This window comes from Mycolicibacter terrae (assembly GCF_010727125.1).
Classification (GTDB): domain Bacteria; phylum Actinomycetota; class Actinomycetes; order Mycobacteriales; family Mycobacteriaceae; genus Mycobacterium; species Mycobacterium terrae.
This window is the reverse complement of record NZ_AP022564.1, coordinates 448,783-464,182: the sequence shown is the minus strand read 5'-3', so window position 1 is coordinate 464,182 and position 15,400 is coordinate 448,783. Positions and strand designations below refer to the sequence as shown.

General features: G+C 67.4%; 16 protein-coding genes. 2 read left to right on the top strand and 14 right to left on the bottom strand.

The annotated features are described in order from the left end of the window. Positions 1 to 17: 17 nt before the first annotated feature. From G6N23_RS02240 to G6N23_RS02230, 3 genes are all read right to left on the bottom strand, one after another. On the bottom strand, positions 18 to 875 hold the full coding sequence (locus G6N23_RS02240) for an SDR family oxidoreductase (protein WP_085261572.1): 858 nt from the start codon (positions 873 to 875) through the stop codon (positions 18 to 20). Positions 876 to 877: 2 nt separating this feature from the next. After that, positions 878 to 1,693: an SDR family oxidoreductase gene (locus G6N23_RS02235; protein ID WP_085261571.1), complete on the bottom strand. Its 816-nt coding sequence runs from the start codon at positions 1,691 to 1,693 to the stop codon at positions 878 to 880. 90 nt (positions 1,694 to 1,783) lie between these two features. Beyond that, positions 1,784 to 2,695 carry an enoyl-CoA hydratase gene (locus G6N23_RS02230; protein WP_085261570.1) on the bottom strand — a complete coding sequence of 304 codons (912 nt, stop codon included), beginning with the start codon at positions 2,693 to 2,695 and terminating at the stop codon, positions 1,784 to 1,786. A 71-nt stretch (positions 2,696 to 2,766) separates the two neighbouring features. Between G6N23_RS02230 and G6N23_RS21420 the strand changes: the two genes are divergently transcribed. Together G6N23_RS21420 and G6N23_RS02225 are read left to right on the top strand one after the other, a co-directional pair. Next, the gene (locus G6N23_RS21420; RefSeq protein ID WP_095174030.1) at positions 2,767 to 2,940 is read left to right on the top strand and encodes a hypothetical protein; all 174 of its coding nucleotides are present in this window, start codon (positions 2,767 to 2,769) and stop codon (positions 2,938 to 2,940) included. Further along, positions 2,941 to 4,392: an alpha,alpha-trehalose-phosphate synthase (UDP-forming) gene (locus G6N23_RS02225; protein ID WP_085261569.1), complete on the top strand. Its 1,452-nt coding sequence runs from the start codon at positions 2,941 to 2,943 to the stop codon at positions 4,390 to 4,392. Between the two features lie 12 nt (positions 4,393 to 4,404). Here G6N23_RS02225 and G6N23_RS02220 read toward each other — a convergent pair whose 3' ends face one another. The 11 genes from G6N23_RS02220 to G6N23_RS02170 are packed head-to-tail and all read right to left on the bottom strand — an operon-like array spanning position 4,405 to position 15,258. Then, positions 4,405 to 4,944 (bottom strand): hypothetical protein, encoded by a 540-nt coding sequence (locus tag G6N23_RS02220; RefSeq protein WP_085261568.1) that lies wholly within the window; start codon positions 4,942 to 4,944, stop codon positions 4,405 to 4,407. A gap of 34 nt (positions 4,945 to 4,978) precedes the next feature. Continuing rightward, the gene (locus G6N23_RS02215) at positions 4,979 to 5,467 is read right to left on the bottom strand and encodes a mammalian cell entry protein (RefSeq protein ID WP_085261847.1); all 489 of its coding nucleotides are present in this window, start codon (positions 5,465 to 5,467) and stop codon (positions 4,979 to 4,981) included. Continuing rightward, complete coding sequence (locus tag G6N23_RS02210; protein WP_085261567.1) at positions 5,464 to 6,129, bottom strand: Rv1363c family protein; 666 nt, start codon at positions 6,127 to 6,129, stop codon at positions 5,464 to 5,466. Before G6N23_RS02210 ends, G6N23_RS02215 begins: the two co-directional genes overlap by 4 nt. Continuing rightward, positions 6,126 to 7,838 carry an MCE family protein gene (locus G6N23_RS02205; RefSeq protein WP_085261566.1) on the bottom strand — a complete coding sequence of 571 codons (1,713 nt, stop codon included), beginning with the start codon at positions 7,836 to 7,838 and terminating at the stop codon, positions 6,126 to 6,128. The genes G6N23_RS02210 and G6N23_RS02205 overlap by 4 nt, the downstream gene beginning before the upstream one ends. 6 nt (positions 7,839 to 7,844) lie before the next feature. Beyond that, the gene (locus G6N23_RS02200; RefSeq protein WP_085261565.1) at positions 7,845 to 9,032 is read right to left on the bottom strand and encodes an MCE family protein; all 1,188 of its coding nucleotides are present in this window, start codon (positions 9,030 to 9,032) and stop codon (positions 7,845 to 7,847) included. After that, positions 9,029 to 10,363 carry an MCE family protein gene (locus G6N23_RS02195; protein ID WP_085261564.1) on the bottom strand — a complete coding sequence of 445 codons (1,335 nt, stop codon included), beginning with the start codon at positions 10,361 to 10,363 and terminating at the stop codon, positions 9,029 to 9,031. The genes G6N23_RS02200 and G6N23_RS02195 overlap by 4 nt, the downstream gene beginning before the upstream one ends. Continuing rightward, positions 10,360 to 11,418: an MCE family protein gene (locus tag G6N23_RS02190; protein ID WP_085261846.1), complete on the bottom strand. Its 1,059-nt coding sequence runs from the start codon at positions 11,416 to 11,418 to the stop codon at positions 10,360 to 10,362. Before G6N23_RS02190 ends, G6N23_RS02195 begins: the two co-directional genes overlap by 4 nt. Further along, entirely contained in the window at positions 11,405 to 12,442 is a 1,038-nt protein-coding gene (locus tag G6N23_RS02185) for an MCE family protein (protein ID WP_085261563.1), read from the bottom strand. Before G6N23_RS02185 ends, G6N23_RS02190 begins: the two co-directional genes overlap by 14 nt. Next, entirely contained in the window at positions 12,442 to 13,641 is a 1,200-nt protein-coding gene (locus G6N23_RS02180; protein WP_173675047.1) for an MCE family protein, read from the bottom strand. The genes G6N23_RS02185 and G6N23_RS02180 overlap by 1 nt, the downstream gene beginning before the upstream one ends. 13 nt (positions 13,642 to 13,654) lie before the next feature. Then, complete coding sequence (locus G6N23_RS02175) at positions 13,655 to 14,497, bottom strand: ABC transporter permease (protein ID WP_083037510.1); 843 nt, start codon at positions 14,495 to 14,497, stop codon at positions 13,655 to 13,657. Continuing rightward, on the bottom strand, positions 14,494 to 15,258 hold the full coding sequence (locus tag G6N23_RS02170) for an MlaE family ABC transporter permease (protein ID WP_083037638.1): 765 nt from the start codon (positions 15,256 to 15,258) through the stop codon (positions 14,494 to 14,496). The genes G6N23_RS02175 and G6N23_RS02170 overlap by 4 nt, the downstream gene beginning before the upstream one ends. Positions 15,259 to 15,400 lie beyond the last annotated feature (142 nt).

Below are 15,400 nucleotides of genomic sequence, written 5' to 3'. Positions count from 1 at the left end.
ACGCCGAACCGCGCCGGTCACGGTGCCGGGGTCGGATCTTGCCCGCGCTTGAACCGCATCAGGTAGCGCGGTACCCGCAAGACGCCGACGCTGCGCGGCCAGTCGTCGGCGCGGAAGTAGGCGTCCGAACCACCGTCGACGAAGATCACGCTTCCGCAGAGGAAGTCGGCGGCGTCGGAGAGCATGAACAGCATCCAGTCGGCCAACTGGGCGGGATCCCCGAAACCGCCGACCGGCACCGGGAAGCTGCGGACGGCCTTCTCCTGTCCCGGGGTGGCGAGCTGCTTCTCCAGCAGCGGCGTCATGATCGCACCCGGCGCCAGCGCGTTGAGCCGGATGCCCGCCCCCGCCCACGACGGCTCGACCGCGTTGCGACGCACCCAGTGCGACACCCCGATCTTGGAAGCCGCGTAGGCGAACGACGGCGCACCCGGGCCGAACAGCCGTAGCCTGCGCATTGCCTTGGCCGCTTTCCCAGCCAGCAGCGCCCGCACCGCCGACCGCGGCACCGCAGGCACCGTGGTGGTGGAATTGCTGGCGACGACCACCACTTTGGCGGCTCCGGATGCGGCCAGCGCCGGCCGCCATGCCTCCAGTAGCTCGACCACCCCGAAGTAGTTGACCTGCAGGATCAGCCGCGTCGCCCGCGGAGTCGGCCCGATGCCGGCGGCCAGCACCGCCCCGTCCAAGCGGCCTCCGCACAAAGCGAGCACCTGCTCCCCCGCCGCCGCTCGTCCCTCGGGGCCGGACAGGTCCGCGATGACGTCGGCGTCGCGCAGGTCCACCCCGATCACGGTGTGGCCCGCCGCCCGTAGCTTCTCCGCCGCCTGTCGCCCCATGCCGGATGCCGATCCGGTGACCGCGTACACGCCCACGTCTACTCCCCCACCACGCCGCGCAAACCGTCCGCGCCGAACGTCGGCTCGAGCATCGCCGTGAAGTCCGGGCCGCGGCGCAGCATCTGCCCGCCGTCGACGTTGATGACCTGGCCGGTGATGTAGCCGGCAGCGTCGCTGAGCAGGAACAAGGCCAGGTTGGCGACGTCCTCGACCTCCCCGGGCCGGGGCAGCGGCGTGCAGATGCGGTAATCCTCGCTCAACTCCGGCGAGTCCAGGATCGGCGCGACCAGCTCGGTGCGCGTCAGGCCCGGGCGGATGCTGTTGACCCGCACCCACGACGCACCCAGCTCATCGGCGGCCAGCTGCATCAGATGATCCAGTGCCGACTTGGTCGGGCCGTAGGCGCCGAACCAGCGGTGGGTATTGCTGGCCGCGATCGAGGAGATCCCGACGAACGAGCCGCCGCCACCGCGCACCAGCGCCCGTCCGGCGTGCTTGAGCACGTACATCGACCCGTTGATGTTGAGGTCGACGGTGCGCCGCCACGCCTCGGAGTCCATCTGGGTGATCGGTCCGATGGTCTGCGAACCGCCGGCGCAGTGCACCACCCCGTGCAGCCGGCCGTGCTTCTGCAGGGCAGCGTCGACGGCGGCGATCACACTGTCTTCGTCGGTGATGTCGGCCGCGAAGTGGCGCGCCCCGATTTCAGCGGCCGCCGCCGCCAGCCGATCGGCGCCCCGGCCGACGATCAGAACGTCCGCCCCGGCAGCGGCCAGGCCGGCCGCCACCGCCTTGCCGATGCCGCTGCCACCCCCGGTGACCAGGTAGCTGCGGTCTTCGAAGGAAAGCTGCACACCGACCCCTCACGTCGAAACTGAAACACGTTCTACCTATGGAACCATGCCGTAGGCACCCGGCTCGCCGAACGATGGAGGGTGCTTGGGTCAGGGTTCGTCGCGGCGCGCTATTGCGGTGGGCTTGGCGGTGCGCCAGTCCTCGACATCCGGCGGTAATCCCACCGGGGCCCGGTTCTCATTGTGGGCCGCCCAGTGGGCATGGCCCAGCTGATGGATGTGGAAGCCGTGCCGCAGCGCCTCGGTGAAGCCCATCGCGTCGGCGGCGCCGTTCACCGAATCCTTGATCAGCAGCGCGGCCATGGTCGGCAGCTTCGCAATGCGCCGCGCGAATTCCAGCGTCTTGTCCGCCAGCTCGTCGGCCGGAAACACCTTGGAGACCATACCCAGCCGGTGGGCCTCGTCGGCGTCCAGCGAGTCCCCGGTCAGCAGCAACTCTTTGGCTTTGCGGGGACCGAATTCCCATGGGTGGGCGTAGTACTCCACACCCGGCATGCCCAGGCGTACACCGACCACGTCGGAGAATCGGGCATTGTCGGCGGCCACGATCAGGTCGCAGGCCCAGATCAGCATCAGCCCGGCCGAGATGGCGTTGCCCTGCACCTGCGCAATGGTGATTTTGCGCAGGTCCCGCCACCGGCAGGTGTTTTGGAAGAAGAAGTGCCACTCCTGCAGATATGTCTTCTCCACAATCGGCTCCCGGGTGGCGCCGTGAGATCGAAACGTCGGGTGCTGCGCCGGCCCGGGGCGCCGCTCGAGCAGCGTGGCCTCCGAACCCAGATCATGACCGGCAGAGAAATTCTTGCCCCGCGCGGCCAAGATCACCACCCGCACGGTGTCGTCGGCCTCGGCCCGGGCGAATGCCTCATCGAGCTGCACCAGCAGGGTGCGGTTCTGCGCATTGTGGGTCTCCGGGCGGTTCAGCCAGATCCGCGCGATGCGCCCATCGTCGACGGTTTCATAGTCGACGAGATCCCCGACCTGCTCAGATGTGGTCTCCATATGGCCTCTCAACCTCCGCCTTCGGTGTCGTCCGCCCCACAGGTTACGGCGCACTTCGCTAGAGTCGACTCATGCCTGCTAAATCCGAACACGCCGACATCGACGCCGTGGAGCCACTGGCCGACAGCACAGCACGTCAAGCCCGGCGAGTCGTGGCCGCCTACGCCGAGGACGCCGACGAGTGTCGGGTCTTTCTGTCCATGCTCGGGATCAGTCCGCCCAACACCGAGAAGCACGGGGCGTAAATGCCGGTGTCGGGGGGCCACGCCGCGGATGAAACCGGAGATTCCGATTTCGTCGTGGTGGCCAACCGGCTACCCATCGACATCGAGGTACTGCCCGACGGCACGACAGCGTATAAACGCAGCCCTGGCGGATTGGTCACCGCGCTGGAGCCGCTGCTGCGTAAGCGCCGCGGCGCCTGGGTGGGCTGGGCAGGCAGCCTGGACGTACCCGACGCGCCCATCGACATCGAGGACCTGCGACTGCACCCGGTCGCACTCAGTGCCACCGACATCGCCGACTACTACGAGGGTTTCTCCAACGCCACGCTGTGGCCGCTGTATCACGACGTAATCGTCAAGCCGATCTACCACCGGCAGTGGTGGGACCGCTACGTCGACGTCAACCGCCGGTTCGCCGAGGCAACGTCCCGGGCCGCGGCTCCGGGCGCAACAGTGTGGGTCCAGGATTATCAGCTGCAGCTGGTGCCCAAGATGCTGCGGACCCTGCGCCCCGACCTGACCATCGGCTTCTTCCTGCACATCCCCTTCCCTCCGGTGGAGCTGTTCATGCAGTTGCCCTGGCGCAAGGAGATCGTCGACGGGCTACTCGGCGCCGACCTGGTCGGCTTCCACCTGGCCGGCGGCGCGCAGAACTTCCTGTTCCTGGCCCGCAACCTGACCGGCGCGGCCACCTCGCGTGGCGCGGTCGGCGTGCGCAGCAGGTTCGGCGAGGTGAGCCTGGCAGACCGCACCGTGCGGGTCGGCGCCTTTCCCATCTCGATCGACTCCGGCGAACTCGACCGCAAGGCACGCGAGCGGGGAATCCGGCGGCGGGCCAAGGAGATCCGGGCCGAGTTGGGCCACCCCCGCAAGATCCTGCTCGGGGTGGACCGTCTGGACTACACCAAGGGGATCGACGTCCGGCTCAAGGCGTTCAATGAGCTGCTCGCCGAGGGGCGCGCCAAGCGGGACGACACCGTGCTGGTGCAGCTGGCGACGCCCAGCCGTGAACGGGTGGAGAGCTATCAGATCCTGCGCGACGACATCGAACGTCAAGTCGGCCATATCAATGGCGAGTACAGCGAGGTCGGCCATCCGGTGGTGCACTACCTGCACCGTCCGGTCCCCCGCGACGAGCTGATCGCGTTCTTCGTGGCCAGCGACGTCATGCTGGTCACCCCGCTGCGCGACGGGATGAACCTGGTCGCCAAGGAGTACGTGGCATGCCGCAGCGACTTGGGCGGCGCCCTGGTGTTGAGTGAATTCACCGGCGCCGCAGCGGAATTACGGCAGGCCTACCTGGTCAACCCGCACGACCTGGAAGGCGTGAAAGATGTCATCGAGTCGGCGGTCAACCAGACCGTCGAAGAGGGCCGCCGGCGCATGCGCGCACTGCGCCGCCAGGTACTGGCCCACGACGTGGACCGCTGGGCGCGGTCCTTCCTCGACGCCCTCGCCGACACGGCGACCTAGGAGCCTGACGGCTCAGCTACACAGGTGGACCGGGTTGTCCTGACAGGTCAGCGGGTAGCGGACGACCGGATTGGGCAGCGGCGAGACGAACGTCAGCGTGAACGGGTGCTTTTCCAGCCCGGGCTGCCAGCCGCAGACTGCGTTGTGCGACTGGGTGTAGGTGCCGCGCAGCGACGTGTCGAACTGGTACATCTCTTCACTGCCGGCGGTGCTGCCGTCCGGACAGCGAGTGCCGGCCAACAGCGGGGTGTGGTAGCTCCATTGACCGTTGGCCAGCCGGTAGGAGCCGGCCTGCCCGGGAGGGCCATTGCTTTCGACCTGCAGCCTGCAGCCGATCGCCAGGTTCAGCGGAACGCGCCCGTCGCCCACCGTCGGGACGCACAGCGGGTAGATCTTCCACGTCGCCGTGGTGCCGGCCCCGTTGTAGGTGTACATGCCCTCCAGCGTGCCTTCGGGCAATGCATCGTCGTCCGCGCCGGCTTCGACGGCCAGCCCGGCACTCGCCGTCATCGCGATACCGAAAGCGACCAGACCGCGAACGATCTTCCTCATGGCGCCCATCCTCTCAACTAGATCGGCCTCCCAGCTAGATCGGCGCGATATTGCTGATCAGCCACTTGCGGTCGATCTTGCGGAAGTCGACCCGCAGGCGACTGCCCTCGTAGAACTTCTCCTTGGACTTGCCGGTCACGGTGCGGTTGACGAAGACCAGCACCGAACCGCTGGTCCGCTTGGCGTCCAGGGCGCCTACGCCGACGACGTCGACCTGGTTGACCAGCTGCTTCTCGCGCGCCTGCGGAATGATCTCGTTGACGGCCCGCGCCTCGAACTCGCGGCGATAGTCGCCGGTGAACATCGGGTAGGTCTCGGTCAGGCTGCGTTCCACGGTCTTGTACTCATAGCCGAGCACCTTGGGAATCTCGTCGACCGTCAGCTTGGTCAGCTCGGTGCGGGCCACTTGTTCTCCCCGCGCCTGGACCCGGCTCCAATACAGCGAGCCCGCGGTGGCGCCCAGACCCACGAAGACTCCGAGCAGCCCCACCACAGCGGCGAGCCCCGACCACCGGCGGTTCATCGGCTGCCGTCCGGCCACTTGAGGTCGTAGGCGCTCATATTGCCGGCATCGTCCTCGTGCACGATGATCCGCAGCGCGTACGGCTGCGACGGCTTGTTGACGCCGTCGACATCGGTGGCAGTCGCGCGCATCGCCACCAGAACCGAGGCGTTACCGGCGACGTCGTCGAGGCTCTCCAGCGCCGCGGCGTTGACCACGGCCTCGGAGCTGTGCTTGGTCTCCCGCAGCAGCGCCTTGAGGTTCTCCGCGTTGCCGGCCATGGTGTCGCGCAGCGGACCGCTGGTGCCCGCAACGAAGAGGTCCACCTGATCGTTGATGGTGTCGGGCGTGTAGGTGTACATGTTCAGCACGGTCTGCACCGCGGTGTCGACGAAACGCTGGTCACGACTGTCGGCCGCGGCCGCGTGCCGGTGCTGCACCAGCAGTACGGCGACCAGCCCGCCCACCACCAGGCACGCCGCCAGGGCGGCGGCGCCCGCTACGACGGCGGCCTGCCGCGCGTTGGCCCGACGCCGCGGCGGTGGTCCGGTCGGCCGAACTGACCGCACGGCGGCCCGGCTGGGCACCGGCACCACGGTCGCGGCCGCGTCGGCGACATCACCGGCTGGGCCGGCCGCCCGCGAGGCCCGTCGACGAGCCCTGGTCTCCTCCGGATCGGTCACGTCTGCCTCGGCGCGAGCATCAGGTCAGCCCAGTTCTCGGCGGGCAGAAATTTCTCGGCCCCGGAGACGAACACTCCGCTGCTGCCCGCCGGGTCGACGAACTTTCCGGTGCGCTGGTCATAGCTGCTGTAGGCGACCCCGTTGGCCTGGGCCGGCGCCTCAGCCGGCAACGGCCCGGGGCCCGGTCCCGGCGCAGGCCCCGGCGCCGGGTCGCGCCCGTAGGCGGGCAGGCCGCCGTTGCCGCCCGGGTTGGTCGGCAGGTTCTGATCCGGCGGGGCGTAATAGGGCCACGGCGCCGGTGGATTCGGCCCCAACTCGTTCGGCGGGTACGGCAGCGGGTATGGCGGGACGGCCGCCGGCCCCGGGCCGGCGGGCACCCCCGGGGGCAGCGCCGCCACCGGCGGGCCCGGGTCGTAGTCGGACCCCGGCGGGATGTAGGGGAACTTGTTCATCGGGTGGGTCATCCGCGGGTCGGTGATCGGGGTGTCGTACGGGACCGGCGGGCCGCGCCAGGCGTTGCTACCGATCGGGACGAAACCCTTCGGGTCACGGCACTGCTGAACGGTCGGCGCCCGCTTGCCCGGGTACTCCATGCACGGATAGTTCCGGGCACCCCGGACCGCGGTGGCATCGTTCTGCGCCGCTTTGCAGTACAACTCTTTCGGCAGTTCACGCACGGTCTCGTCAGCCGGCGTGCGCATCTCGGTGAACGGCAGGAACCCGACCGTGCACGGCGGCGGGTCGTGCATGTCGACCTTGAAGTCCAGCTTGACGCCCTCTTCCATCGGCACGCCACCGGCGACGGTCATCAACGCGGCCATCAGCGCGGGGAACACCACCAGCGCCTGTTCGATCGAGTTGCGGTAGATCACCCCGACACGTCCGAAATTGGCGATGCTGGCCGCCAACGTCGGGAACGACGCGCGGATACCGCTGAACGTGGTGTTGGCCTCGTCGGTGACACTCGGCAGGATCTGCAGCACCTCGCGCAGCTGCGGGTCGGCGTTGCGCACCTCGGTGGTGACCGCCGCCAGCGAGCGGCTGAGCTTCTTGATGTCCTCACCGCTGCGGATCTGGGCGTTCAGGAACGGCTCGAACTGGTCGATCAACCCCGCGGTCGATTCGAAGTTGGCGTTGGCTTCGTCGACCAGCTGTCTCGACGAGGCGATCATCCTGGCCAGTTCCTGCCCCGACCCGTTGAACCCCTCGAACGCGCTCCGCAGCAGATCGCGAAGGCGGCTGTTGGCGACGCTGTTGACCAGGGACTGGGCTTGATCGAGCAGACCGGCGATGTCCTGGCCGATCGCGGTGCGGTCCTGGCCGATTCGCGCGCCGTTGCGCAGCGCCCCCGCGGCCGCTGCGTCTGGCGGCGGAACCAGGTCGATGTACTGCTCACCGATCGCGGACATGCTCTTGACGGTCGCGGTGACGTTGCCCGGGACCTTGGTGGCGCTGTTGAGCCGCATCTGCGCGTCGATACCGTGGTCGGTGAGACGGACGTCTTCCACCCGTCCCACCGTCACGCCGCGGTAGGTGACGTTGGCGCTCTTGTAGATTCCGCCGCCGCCGATGAAATCGGCGGTCACCGTGTAGGTTCCGATACCGAGCCGGCTCGGCGCATGCAGGTACAGGATCGAGATCGCACCGACGGCCAGCACGGTGACCACGGCGAAGATCCCGAGTTGGATTCGAACGAGGCGGGTCAGCATCGCAGGTCATTCCTCATAACGGACGGCCGTGCCGGGCGGGATCTTGAACGGGTCGGCGGCCTGCCCGGACAGGTTCGCCATCTCACCGATCAAGAAGTCGGGTGGGTTGAGGACGTCGTGCATGTGCGGCATGTTCGGGTCGAAGGCCCCGGTGGTGAACACCGACTCCCCGAACCGTCGCAGGGTCATGTCGAACGTGACGTAGACGTTGAGGAAGTCGCCGCGCACCGCGTTCCGCAGGTACATCGACGGGAACGGGAAGGTGGGGATGAACGGGAACGCTGTCACCAGTTCGTTGGCGTTGTCGGCGAAGGCTTTGATGACCGGGTACAGGTCCTTGATGTCGGCGGCGAAGTCCTCTTTGGTCTCGGTCAGGATCCGCGACCCGACCGTCGCCAACCGCTGCAGCGCCCCGAATGCGTCGACGATGTTGGAGCGGTTGTCGTTGAGTACCTGCAGCGCGGCCGGCATGGTCTCCAGCGCCCGCGCCAGACTGGGGGCGCTGCGCGCCAGCGTCACCCCGATCCGGTTCAGGCCCTCGGCGGCGGCGATGATGTCGTGGGCCTGACGGTCCAGCGACGCGGTGAGCTCGACCAGCCGGGGTATCAGCCCGGCGAAGGTGCCGGCCCGGCCGGCGACCGCGGCGTACGCCTCGTCGGTGATGTCTTGCAGCGCACCGAGATTGCCCTGGTTCACCACCACACCCAGCGACGACAGCACTTCTTCGGTGCTGGGGTAGCGACCGGTCCGGCTCAGCGGAATCTGATCGCCGGGCGCGAGCCTGCCGACCGCGGGTTCGTCGTGCGGTTCGGAGAGCTCGATGTGCTGGGATCCCAGCAGCGAGGTCTGGGCGACCTTGGCGGTGGCGTTGGCCGGCAGCGTGACTTGGGCGTCCAGCGACAGTTTGACCGCCGCGTAGAAGCTGCCGTCGGGCTGCTGCACGGCCTGCAGGCCGGAGACGCTGCCCACGGTGACATCGTCGACCATCACCGGCGAGTTCTGCGGCAGTGTGGTCACATCCGGCAGGTGCACGGTGATGCTGTAGGACCCCGGCCCGTGGCCGGCGGTGCCCGGCATGTTCAGCGAGTTCAGCCCGCCGAACTGGCAGCCGGACAGCACCAGCGCCCCGGCGCCCAGCGCCGCGCCGCGTCGCCCGGCCCGCCTGACGACGCGGGCAACAGATTTCACACTCATCCGCCCTCCCGTGGTGCGCCGGCTCCGGGCTGCTGCGGGCCGGTCGGCCCGGGGGCGTTGCCCAACTGACCCGGCGCCGGCGGCGGCAGGAATAGCGCGGCGACATCGTCGCTGTTCGGCGGCGTGACGCCCGGCGCGGGCATCCACTTCAGATAGGGCACCGGAGTCTGCGCCTTGGCCTCGGTCGCCGGGGTGTCGTAGATGATCTGGCCCTTGTAGGCGGTGATCGAGTTGATCGGATGCATCAGGAACGGCACGAAGTTCATCGCCCACCTGCGCATGACCGGGCCCATCCGCTCCTTGCAGATCTCCGCCCGCTTGAAGTTGTCCGGGACCGAACCGACGTCGAAGATACCGCCGCAGATGAACTGCACCGGGTTGGCGAAGTCGGGCAGGGACAGCAGGCCGCTCAAGGTGCCCTGCGCGGGGTTGTAGATCTGGTAGAAGTTGACCAGGCCGTGCGGGGTGATGTGCAGCGCCTGCTCGAAGTTCTCGCTCTGGTCACTGAGGACCTTGGTGAACTCCGAGAGCTTGTTGACCTGAGCAATCAATGCGTCGTTGTTGTCGTGCAGGAAGCCCCGCACGTCGCGCAGCGCCTGGTTGAGGGTGCCCAGCGTGACGTCCAGGTCGACAGAGCTGTCGGCCAGCACCGCCGATACCGCCGCGACATGGTCGGTGAACTGCACGATCTGTTCATTGCTGCCCGACAGCGCGTCGACCAGCACCTGCAGGTTCTTGACGGTGCCGAACAGGTCGGTGCGCGAGTCCCCGAGCCGGCCGGTGGTCGCCGACAGCTCCCGCAGGGCGCTGCGGAACGAGTCGCCGTTGCCGTCGAAGGTGTCGGCGGCCTGGTTGACGAACGTGCTCAGCGCGCCGTTGAGCTTGCCCTGTTCGGGCGCCAGTTGCGCGCTCAGCTGGGTCAGCTCCTGCTTGACCTCGTCCCACTCGACCGGCACCGCGGTGCGGTCTTCGTCGAGCACCGCGCCCTCGGCCAGCCGCTCGCCGCCGGTGTAGGCCGGAGCCAACTGAATGACCCGCGCCGAGACGATGTTCGGCGCGATCATCACCGCGTGCACATCGGCGGGCAACGGCACGTCCCGGTTCACCGACATGGTGATCTTGACGTTCTCGGCGCGCGGTTCGATCGATTCGATCCGGCCGACCGGAACCCCGACCACCCGGACGTCGTCACCCGGGTACAGGCCCACCGCCGAGGCGAAGTAGCCGGTGATCCGATAGCCGCGCTGTGCGGGCAGCACCACGTACACGCCGGCGGCCAGCAGCACGGCCAGCACCGCGGCGAGCACGATCCGCAAGGTCGGGCGCGTCATGGCGACTTCGGCTTAATCACGGTGCGCTCGGAGATCATCCCGCGCAGATAGTCGGCCAGGCTGTCCGGGATCTTCCCGGGTTGGAAGTAGATGTCGAGCAGCACCTCTGACAAGGTGGGCGGCGGCAGGCCGTAGAGGTTGATCTGGAAACCCGGACCCGAGGCCACCACCTCACCGAGCGTGGTGGCGTACCCGGGCAACCGGTCCAGCGCCCCGGCGATCCGGTCCTTGCGCTCGATCATGTTGTCCAGCACCAGGTTGAGTTTTTTCAGGGTCGGCCCGATCTCGTTCTGGTTGTCACCGACGAAACCCGAAAGCTGGTGCGACACATCGTCGATGCCGGCGATCAGCGCACCGAGAGCCTGCCGGCGCTCGTCCAGGGCGGCGAAGAGTTGGTTGCCGTCGAGCACCAAGCTGTTGACCTGGCCGGCGCGCTGATTCAGCACCCCGGTGACCGACTTGGCGTGGCTCAGCAACTGATCCAGCGCTTCGTCGCGTCGGTTGATGCTGCGAGACAGCGCCGCCACCCCGTCCAGCGCTCCGCGCAACTGCGGCGTCGCATCGCGCATCGAGTCGGTGAGCACGCCCAGCGCCTGCTCGAACCGCGGCTTGTCCAGGTCGCGGACGTTGCCGCCGAGGTCCTGCAGCGCGTTGTTGAGTGTGTAGGGCGCCCGGGTGCGTTCCAACGGGATCGTGGTGACCGAGCCGGATCCGCCCGGCGTGACCGACAGTGCTTTCTCGCCCAGCACGGTATCGGTGCGGATGGCGGCCAGCGACTGATCGCCCACCCGGACCTCACGGTCGACGGTGAAGCTGATCTTCGCACTGGCTCCGTCCAGCGCCACCTTGGTCACCTTGCCCACCCGGATACCCGACACCGTGACGTCGTTGCCCGGAATGATCCCGCCGGCGTCGGCGAAGTAGCCCTGGTAGATCTTGCCCTGCGGAAAGAACGGCAGGCTGGTGTAACCGAATGAGACCAAGAGCAGGCATGCCACCAGTGCGATGCCCAAAGTTCCGGTGCGAACCGGGTTTACGCGATCAATTCTTGACAGGAGAGCACCTCCCCTTGGTGGTGTCGGTCTGGCCACCCATCGGCAAGATGATGTCGCTGCCGGCGGGGCCGTTGAACTTCATCGAGACCGTGCAGTAATTGATGTTGAAGAACGAGCCGTAGGCGCCGAGTGCATTGAGCCGCAGGTAGTTCTCTTCCAGCGGGTCGATCACGTCGTTGAGTTCCTGCTTGCGCTTGTCCAGCACAGTGGCCAGCGGCCGGGCGTTCTCGATCACGCCCTGCAGCGGGCGCCGAGTGCGGCGCAGGGTGTCGGTGAGGTCGGTCTCGACGCTGGCCAAAGGTCCGATCGCACCGGCGATCGCGTCCTTGCCCTGCGCCAGGCCGGTGATGAGTTGCTGCAGCCGGTCGACGGTGGCGTCGAACTGCTCGCTCTTGTCGTCGACAGTGGTCAGCACGGTGTTGAGATTGTTGATCACGTCGCCGATCAGCTGGTCGCGGGAGGCCAGCGTGGTGGTGAACGAACTCGTGTTGGCCAGCATCTGCGACAGGGCGCCGCCCTGGCCCTGCAGCAGTTCGATGATCGCGTTGCTGATCTCGTTGATCTTGTTGCCGTCCAGGCCCTTGAGCACCGGGCGCATGCCGCCCAGCAGCGCATCCAGATCCAGCGCCGGCTGAGTGTGCTCCCGGGCGATGGTTCCCCCGGGCGGCAGCTTTCGCAGGTCGCCCGCCCCCGAGGCGATCTCCAGATAGCGGTCGCCGACCAGGTTCTCGTAGCGGATCAGCGCCCGGGTCGAGTCGTAGAGCTGGTAGCGCTTGTTGACGTCGAAGGTGACGCTGACGCTGTTGTCCGGCGTCAACTTGACCGACTTCACCGTGCCCACCGGGATTCCGGCGATCCGCACGTCCTCGCCACCCTTGAGCCGCGAGGCAGTGGTGAAGTCGGCGTGGTAGGTGTGGTTGGACGCGAACCGGAACTCGCCGAACACCACCACCAGCCCTGCCGAGACCAGCAGCATGGCGGCGGTGAAGATGGCGACCCGGATCAGGGTTCCGCGGGTGTTCATCAGTACTCGTCCCGTTCCGCGTAGGCGCCGTTGAACAGGAACTGCGCGGTGGAGGGGGCGTCGAACTGCACCTCGGTGTTCGGCTGAAACGGGATGTAGGCGCTGTCGGTGACCAGGAACGGCGACCGGAACCAGGAGCCGCCGTACTGCTTGCTCGGAATGTCCGGCAGGCCACGACAGTTGGGGCCACCGGTCGCGTTGGCCACCGGCAGGCTCTCCGGATAGGTGTAGGCCGGTGCGCCCGGGATGAAGCTGGAGTGCACGTAGAGCGCCGGCTTGGTGCCACCGATCGACGGACCGAATTTCTCCAGCGCACCTTGGATTCCCCGGAACAGGCAGCCGAACTCCGGCGAGTACTCGGCCAGCAGAGAGCCCAACGCCCGGAACCGGGTGATGCCGGCGATGAAGTCGTCAGCGGCCGGCGCGAACGTGTCGTAGCCGTTGTTGGCCAGCCCGGTGGTCGCCAGCAGCGCCTTGTTCAGGTTGTCGCGCTGGTCGACCAGCGTCTTGCTGATCGTCGGAACATTGTCGAAGATCGTCACCAGATCCGGCGCGGCGTCCCCGTAGATGTTGCCGACCACCGCGGTCTTGGCGAAACCCGACTGGAGCTGCGGCAGTTTCGGGTTGAGCTTCTCCAGGTAGCCGTTCAGCCCGGACAGCAGCGCGCCCAGGTTGTCGCCGTTGCCGCGCAATCCTTCGGCCAGCGCGCTGATAGATCCGTTGAGCTGCACCGGGTCGATCTTGTCCAGCAGATCGGTCAACTTCTGGAACAGCGTGTTGGCTTCCAGCTGCACGTCGGAGGCCTGCACATCGGCGCCGCTGCGCAATGCCTTACCCGACGGCACCGGCGGCGGAATGAACTCCACCGCCTTGGCTCCGAAGATGGTGTTGCTGGCGATGTGCACGGCGGCGTTCGACGGGATGTATCGCATCGCGGCGCTGTCGATGGCCAGCGCGAGCTTGGCCTGCTGGCCCTGATACGTGATCTCCTTGACCTTGCCGATCTGGATACCGCGGTATTTGACCTTGGCGTCCCTCTCCATCACCAGGCCGGCCCGCGGCGACGTGACGGTGACCTTATCGGTGGAGCTGAAGACGGAGACATAGGACAGATAGGTGAAGACGGTGGCGGCAACCAGGAGCGCACCCAGGACTGCCGCGGCAATCCGCACCTGGGTACGCCTCGATCCGTTTTCCACCCGTATGTCCTTGCTATCCCGAGAGGTTGAAGTTACCGGACCCGCCGTAGACGGCGAGTGAAACGAACAACGTAATGACTACCACGACCACCAGCGACGTGCGCACCGCCTGACCCACCGCGATACCCACGCCGACGGGTCCGCCGGCCGCGTTGAAGCCGTAGTTGGTGTGCACCAGCATCACCGCGATCGACATGATGATCGCCTGCAGGAAGGACCACAGTAGGTCGGTCGGAATAAGGAAGGTATCAAAGTAGTGGTCGTAAAGGCCGGGCGACTGCGCGTTGATGAACACCGTGGTGGACCGGGCCGCGAAGAACGCCGCCAGCACCGACAGCGAGTACAGCGGGATGATCGCGATCAGGCCCGCCACCAGCCGGGTGGATACCAGATACGACACCGCGTGTACCGCCATAGATTCGACGGCGTCGATCTCCTCGGCGACTCGCATGGCGCCGAGCTGGGCGGTGGTGCCGGCGCCGATGGTGGCCGCGAGCGCGATCCCAGCCACCACGGGCGCGACGATGCGCACGTTGAGGAACGCCGACAGGAACCCGGTCAACGCCTCGATGCCGATGTTGCCCAGCGACGAGAATCCCTGCACCGCGATCACGCCGCCGGAGGCCAGGGTCAAGAAGGTGGCCACCCCGACCGTGCCGCCGATGATCGCCAGCGCGCCGGTGCCCATGGTGATCTCGGCGATCAGCCGGACCGTTTCCTTGCGGTACTTGGTCAGCGCGTTGGGCACGTAACGAATCGACTCGGCGTAGAACAGGGCCTGCTCGCCGAAGTTGTCGTAGGCCTTGGGCGCCCACCGGAACAGCCGCCGGAATCGCAGCGTGGCGTCGTAACTCATTTGACCAGCACCCGCACGCTGATCGCGGTCATGACGACGTTGATGACGAACAGACAGATGAAGGCGTAGACGACGGTCTCGTTGACCGCGTTGCCGACCCCCTGCGGACCGCCCTTGGCGGTCAGCCCGCGGTAGCACCCGATCAGCCCGGCGGCGGTGCCGAACAGCAGCGCCTTGATCTCGGCCATCACCAGCTCCCCGAGCCCGGTCAGCACGGTCAGCCCGTTGATGAAGGCGCCCGGGTTGACGCCCTGCAGAAAGACGGAGAATACATAGCCCCCGACCAGGCCGATCGCGCACACCAGGCCGTTGAGCAGCAGCGCGACGAACGTCGAGGCCAGCGCCCGGGGTACCACCAGCCGCTGGATCGGGTCGATGCCGAGCACCCGCATCGCGTCGATCTCTTCGCGGATGGTGCGCGCGCCCAGGTCCGCGCAGATCGCGGTGGCGCCGGCACCGGCCACCACCAGCACGGTGACCACCGGGCCCAGCTGGGTGATGGTGCCGAATGCGGTCCCGGCGCCGGACAGGTCGGCGGCGCCGATCTCCCGCAGCAGGATGTTGATGGTGAACGCCACCAGCACGGTGAAGGGGATCGCGACCAGCAGGGTCGGCACCAGCGACACCCGGGCGATCATCCAGGTCTGGTCGAGGAACTCACGGTATTGGAACGGCCGGCGAAACATCGCCCGGAATGTCGCCAGCGACATCTCTACGAAACCGCCCACGGCCCGAGCCGGAACCGTGAGCTGTTCGATCAAGACTCGTCCTTCCCCCAGTCGGGCCTCCGGGCTGCCGGCGGTCGCAAAACTGTATCCGGCTATGTCGTGCAGGCGGCATCGTTCGTCGATATTCAGACGCTGCCCCGCGTGAGCCGGATCATACTAACTAGAACACGTTCGC

Bases quoted from the DNA above. Each gene is read 5' to 3' on its own strand.
- G6N23_RS02205 (WP_085261566.1), bottom strand. From the start codon at position 7,838: ATGCTGACCCGCCTCGTTCGAATCCAACTCGGGATCTTCGCCGTGGTC.
- G6N23_RS02220 (WP_085261568.1), bottom strand. From the start codon at position 4,944: ATGAGGAAGATCGTTCGCGGTCTGGTCGCTTTCGGTATCGCGATGACG.
- G6N23_RS21420 (WP_095174030.1), top strand. From the start codon at position 2,767: ATGCCTGCTAAATCCGAACACGCCGACATCGACGCCGTGGAGCCACTG.
- G6N23_RS02200 (WP_085261565.1), bottom strand. From the start codon at position 9,032: ATGAGTGTGAAATCTGTTGCCCGCGTCGTCAGGCGGGCCGGGCGACGC.
- G6N23_RS02175 (WP_083037510.1), bottom strand. From the start codon at position 14,497: ATGAGTTACGACGCCACGCTGCGATTCCGGCGGCTGTTCCGGTGGGCG.
- G6N23_RS02215 (WP_085261847.1), bottom strand. From the start codon at position 5,467: ATGAACCGCCGGTGGTCGGGGCTCGCCGCTGTGGTGGGGCTGCTCGGA.
- G6N23_RS02225 (WP_085261569.1), top strand. From the start codon at position 2,941: ATGCCGGTGTCGGGGGGCCACGCCGCGGATGAAACCGGAGATTCCGAT.
- G6N23_RS02185 (WP_085261563.1), bottom strand. From the start codon at position 12,442: ATGAACACCCGCGGAACCCTGATCCGGGTCGCCATCTTCACCGCCGCC.
- G6N23_RS02230 (WP_085261570.1), bottom strand. From the start codon at position 2,695: ATGGAGACCACATCTGAGCAGGTCGGGGATCTCGTCGACTATGAAACC.
- G6N23_RS02195 (WP_085261564.1), bottom strand. From the start codon at position 10,363: ATGACGCGCCCGACCTTGCGGATCGTGCTCGCCGCGGTGCTGGCCGTG.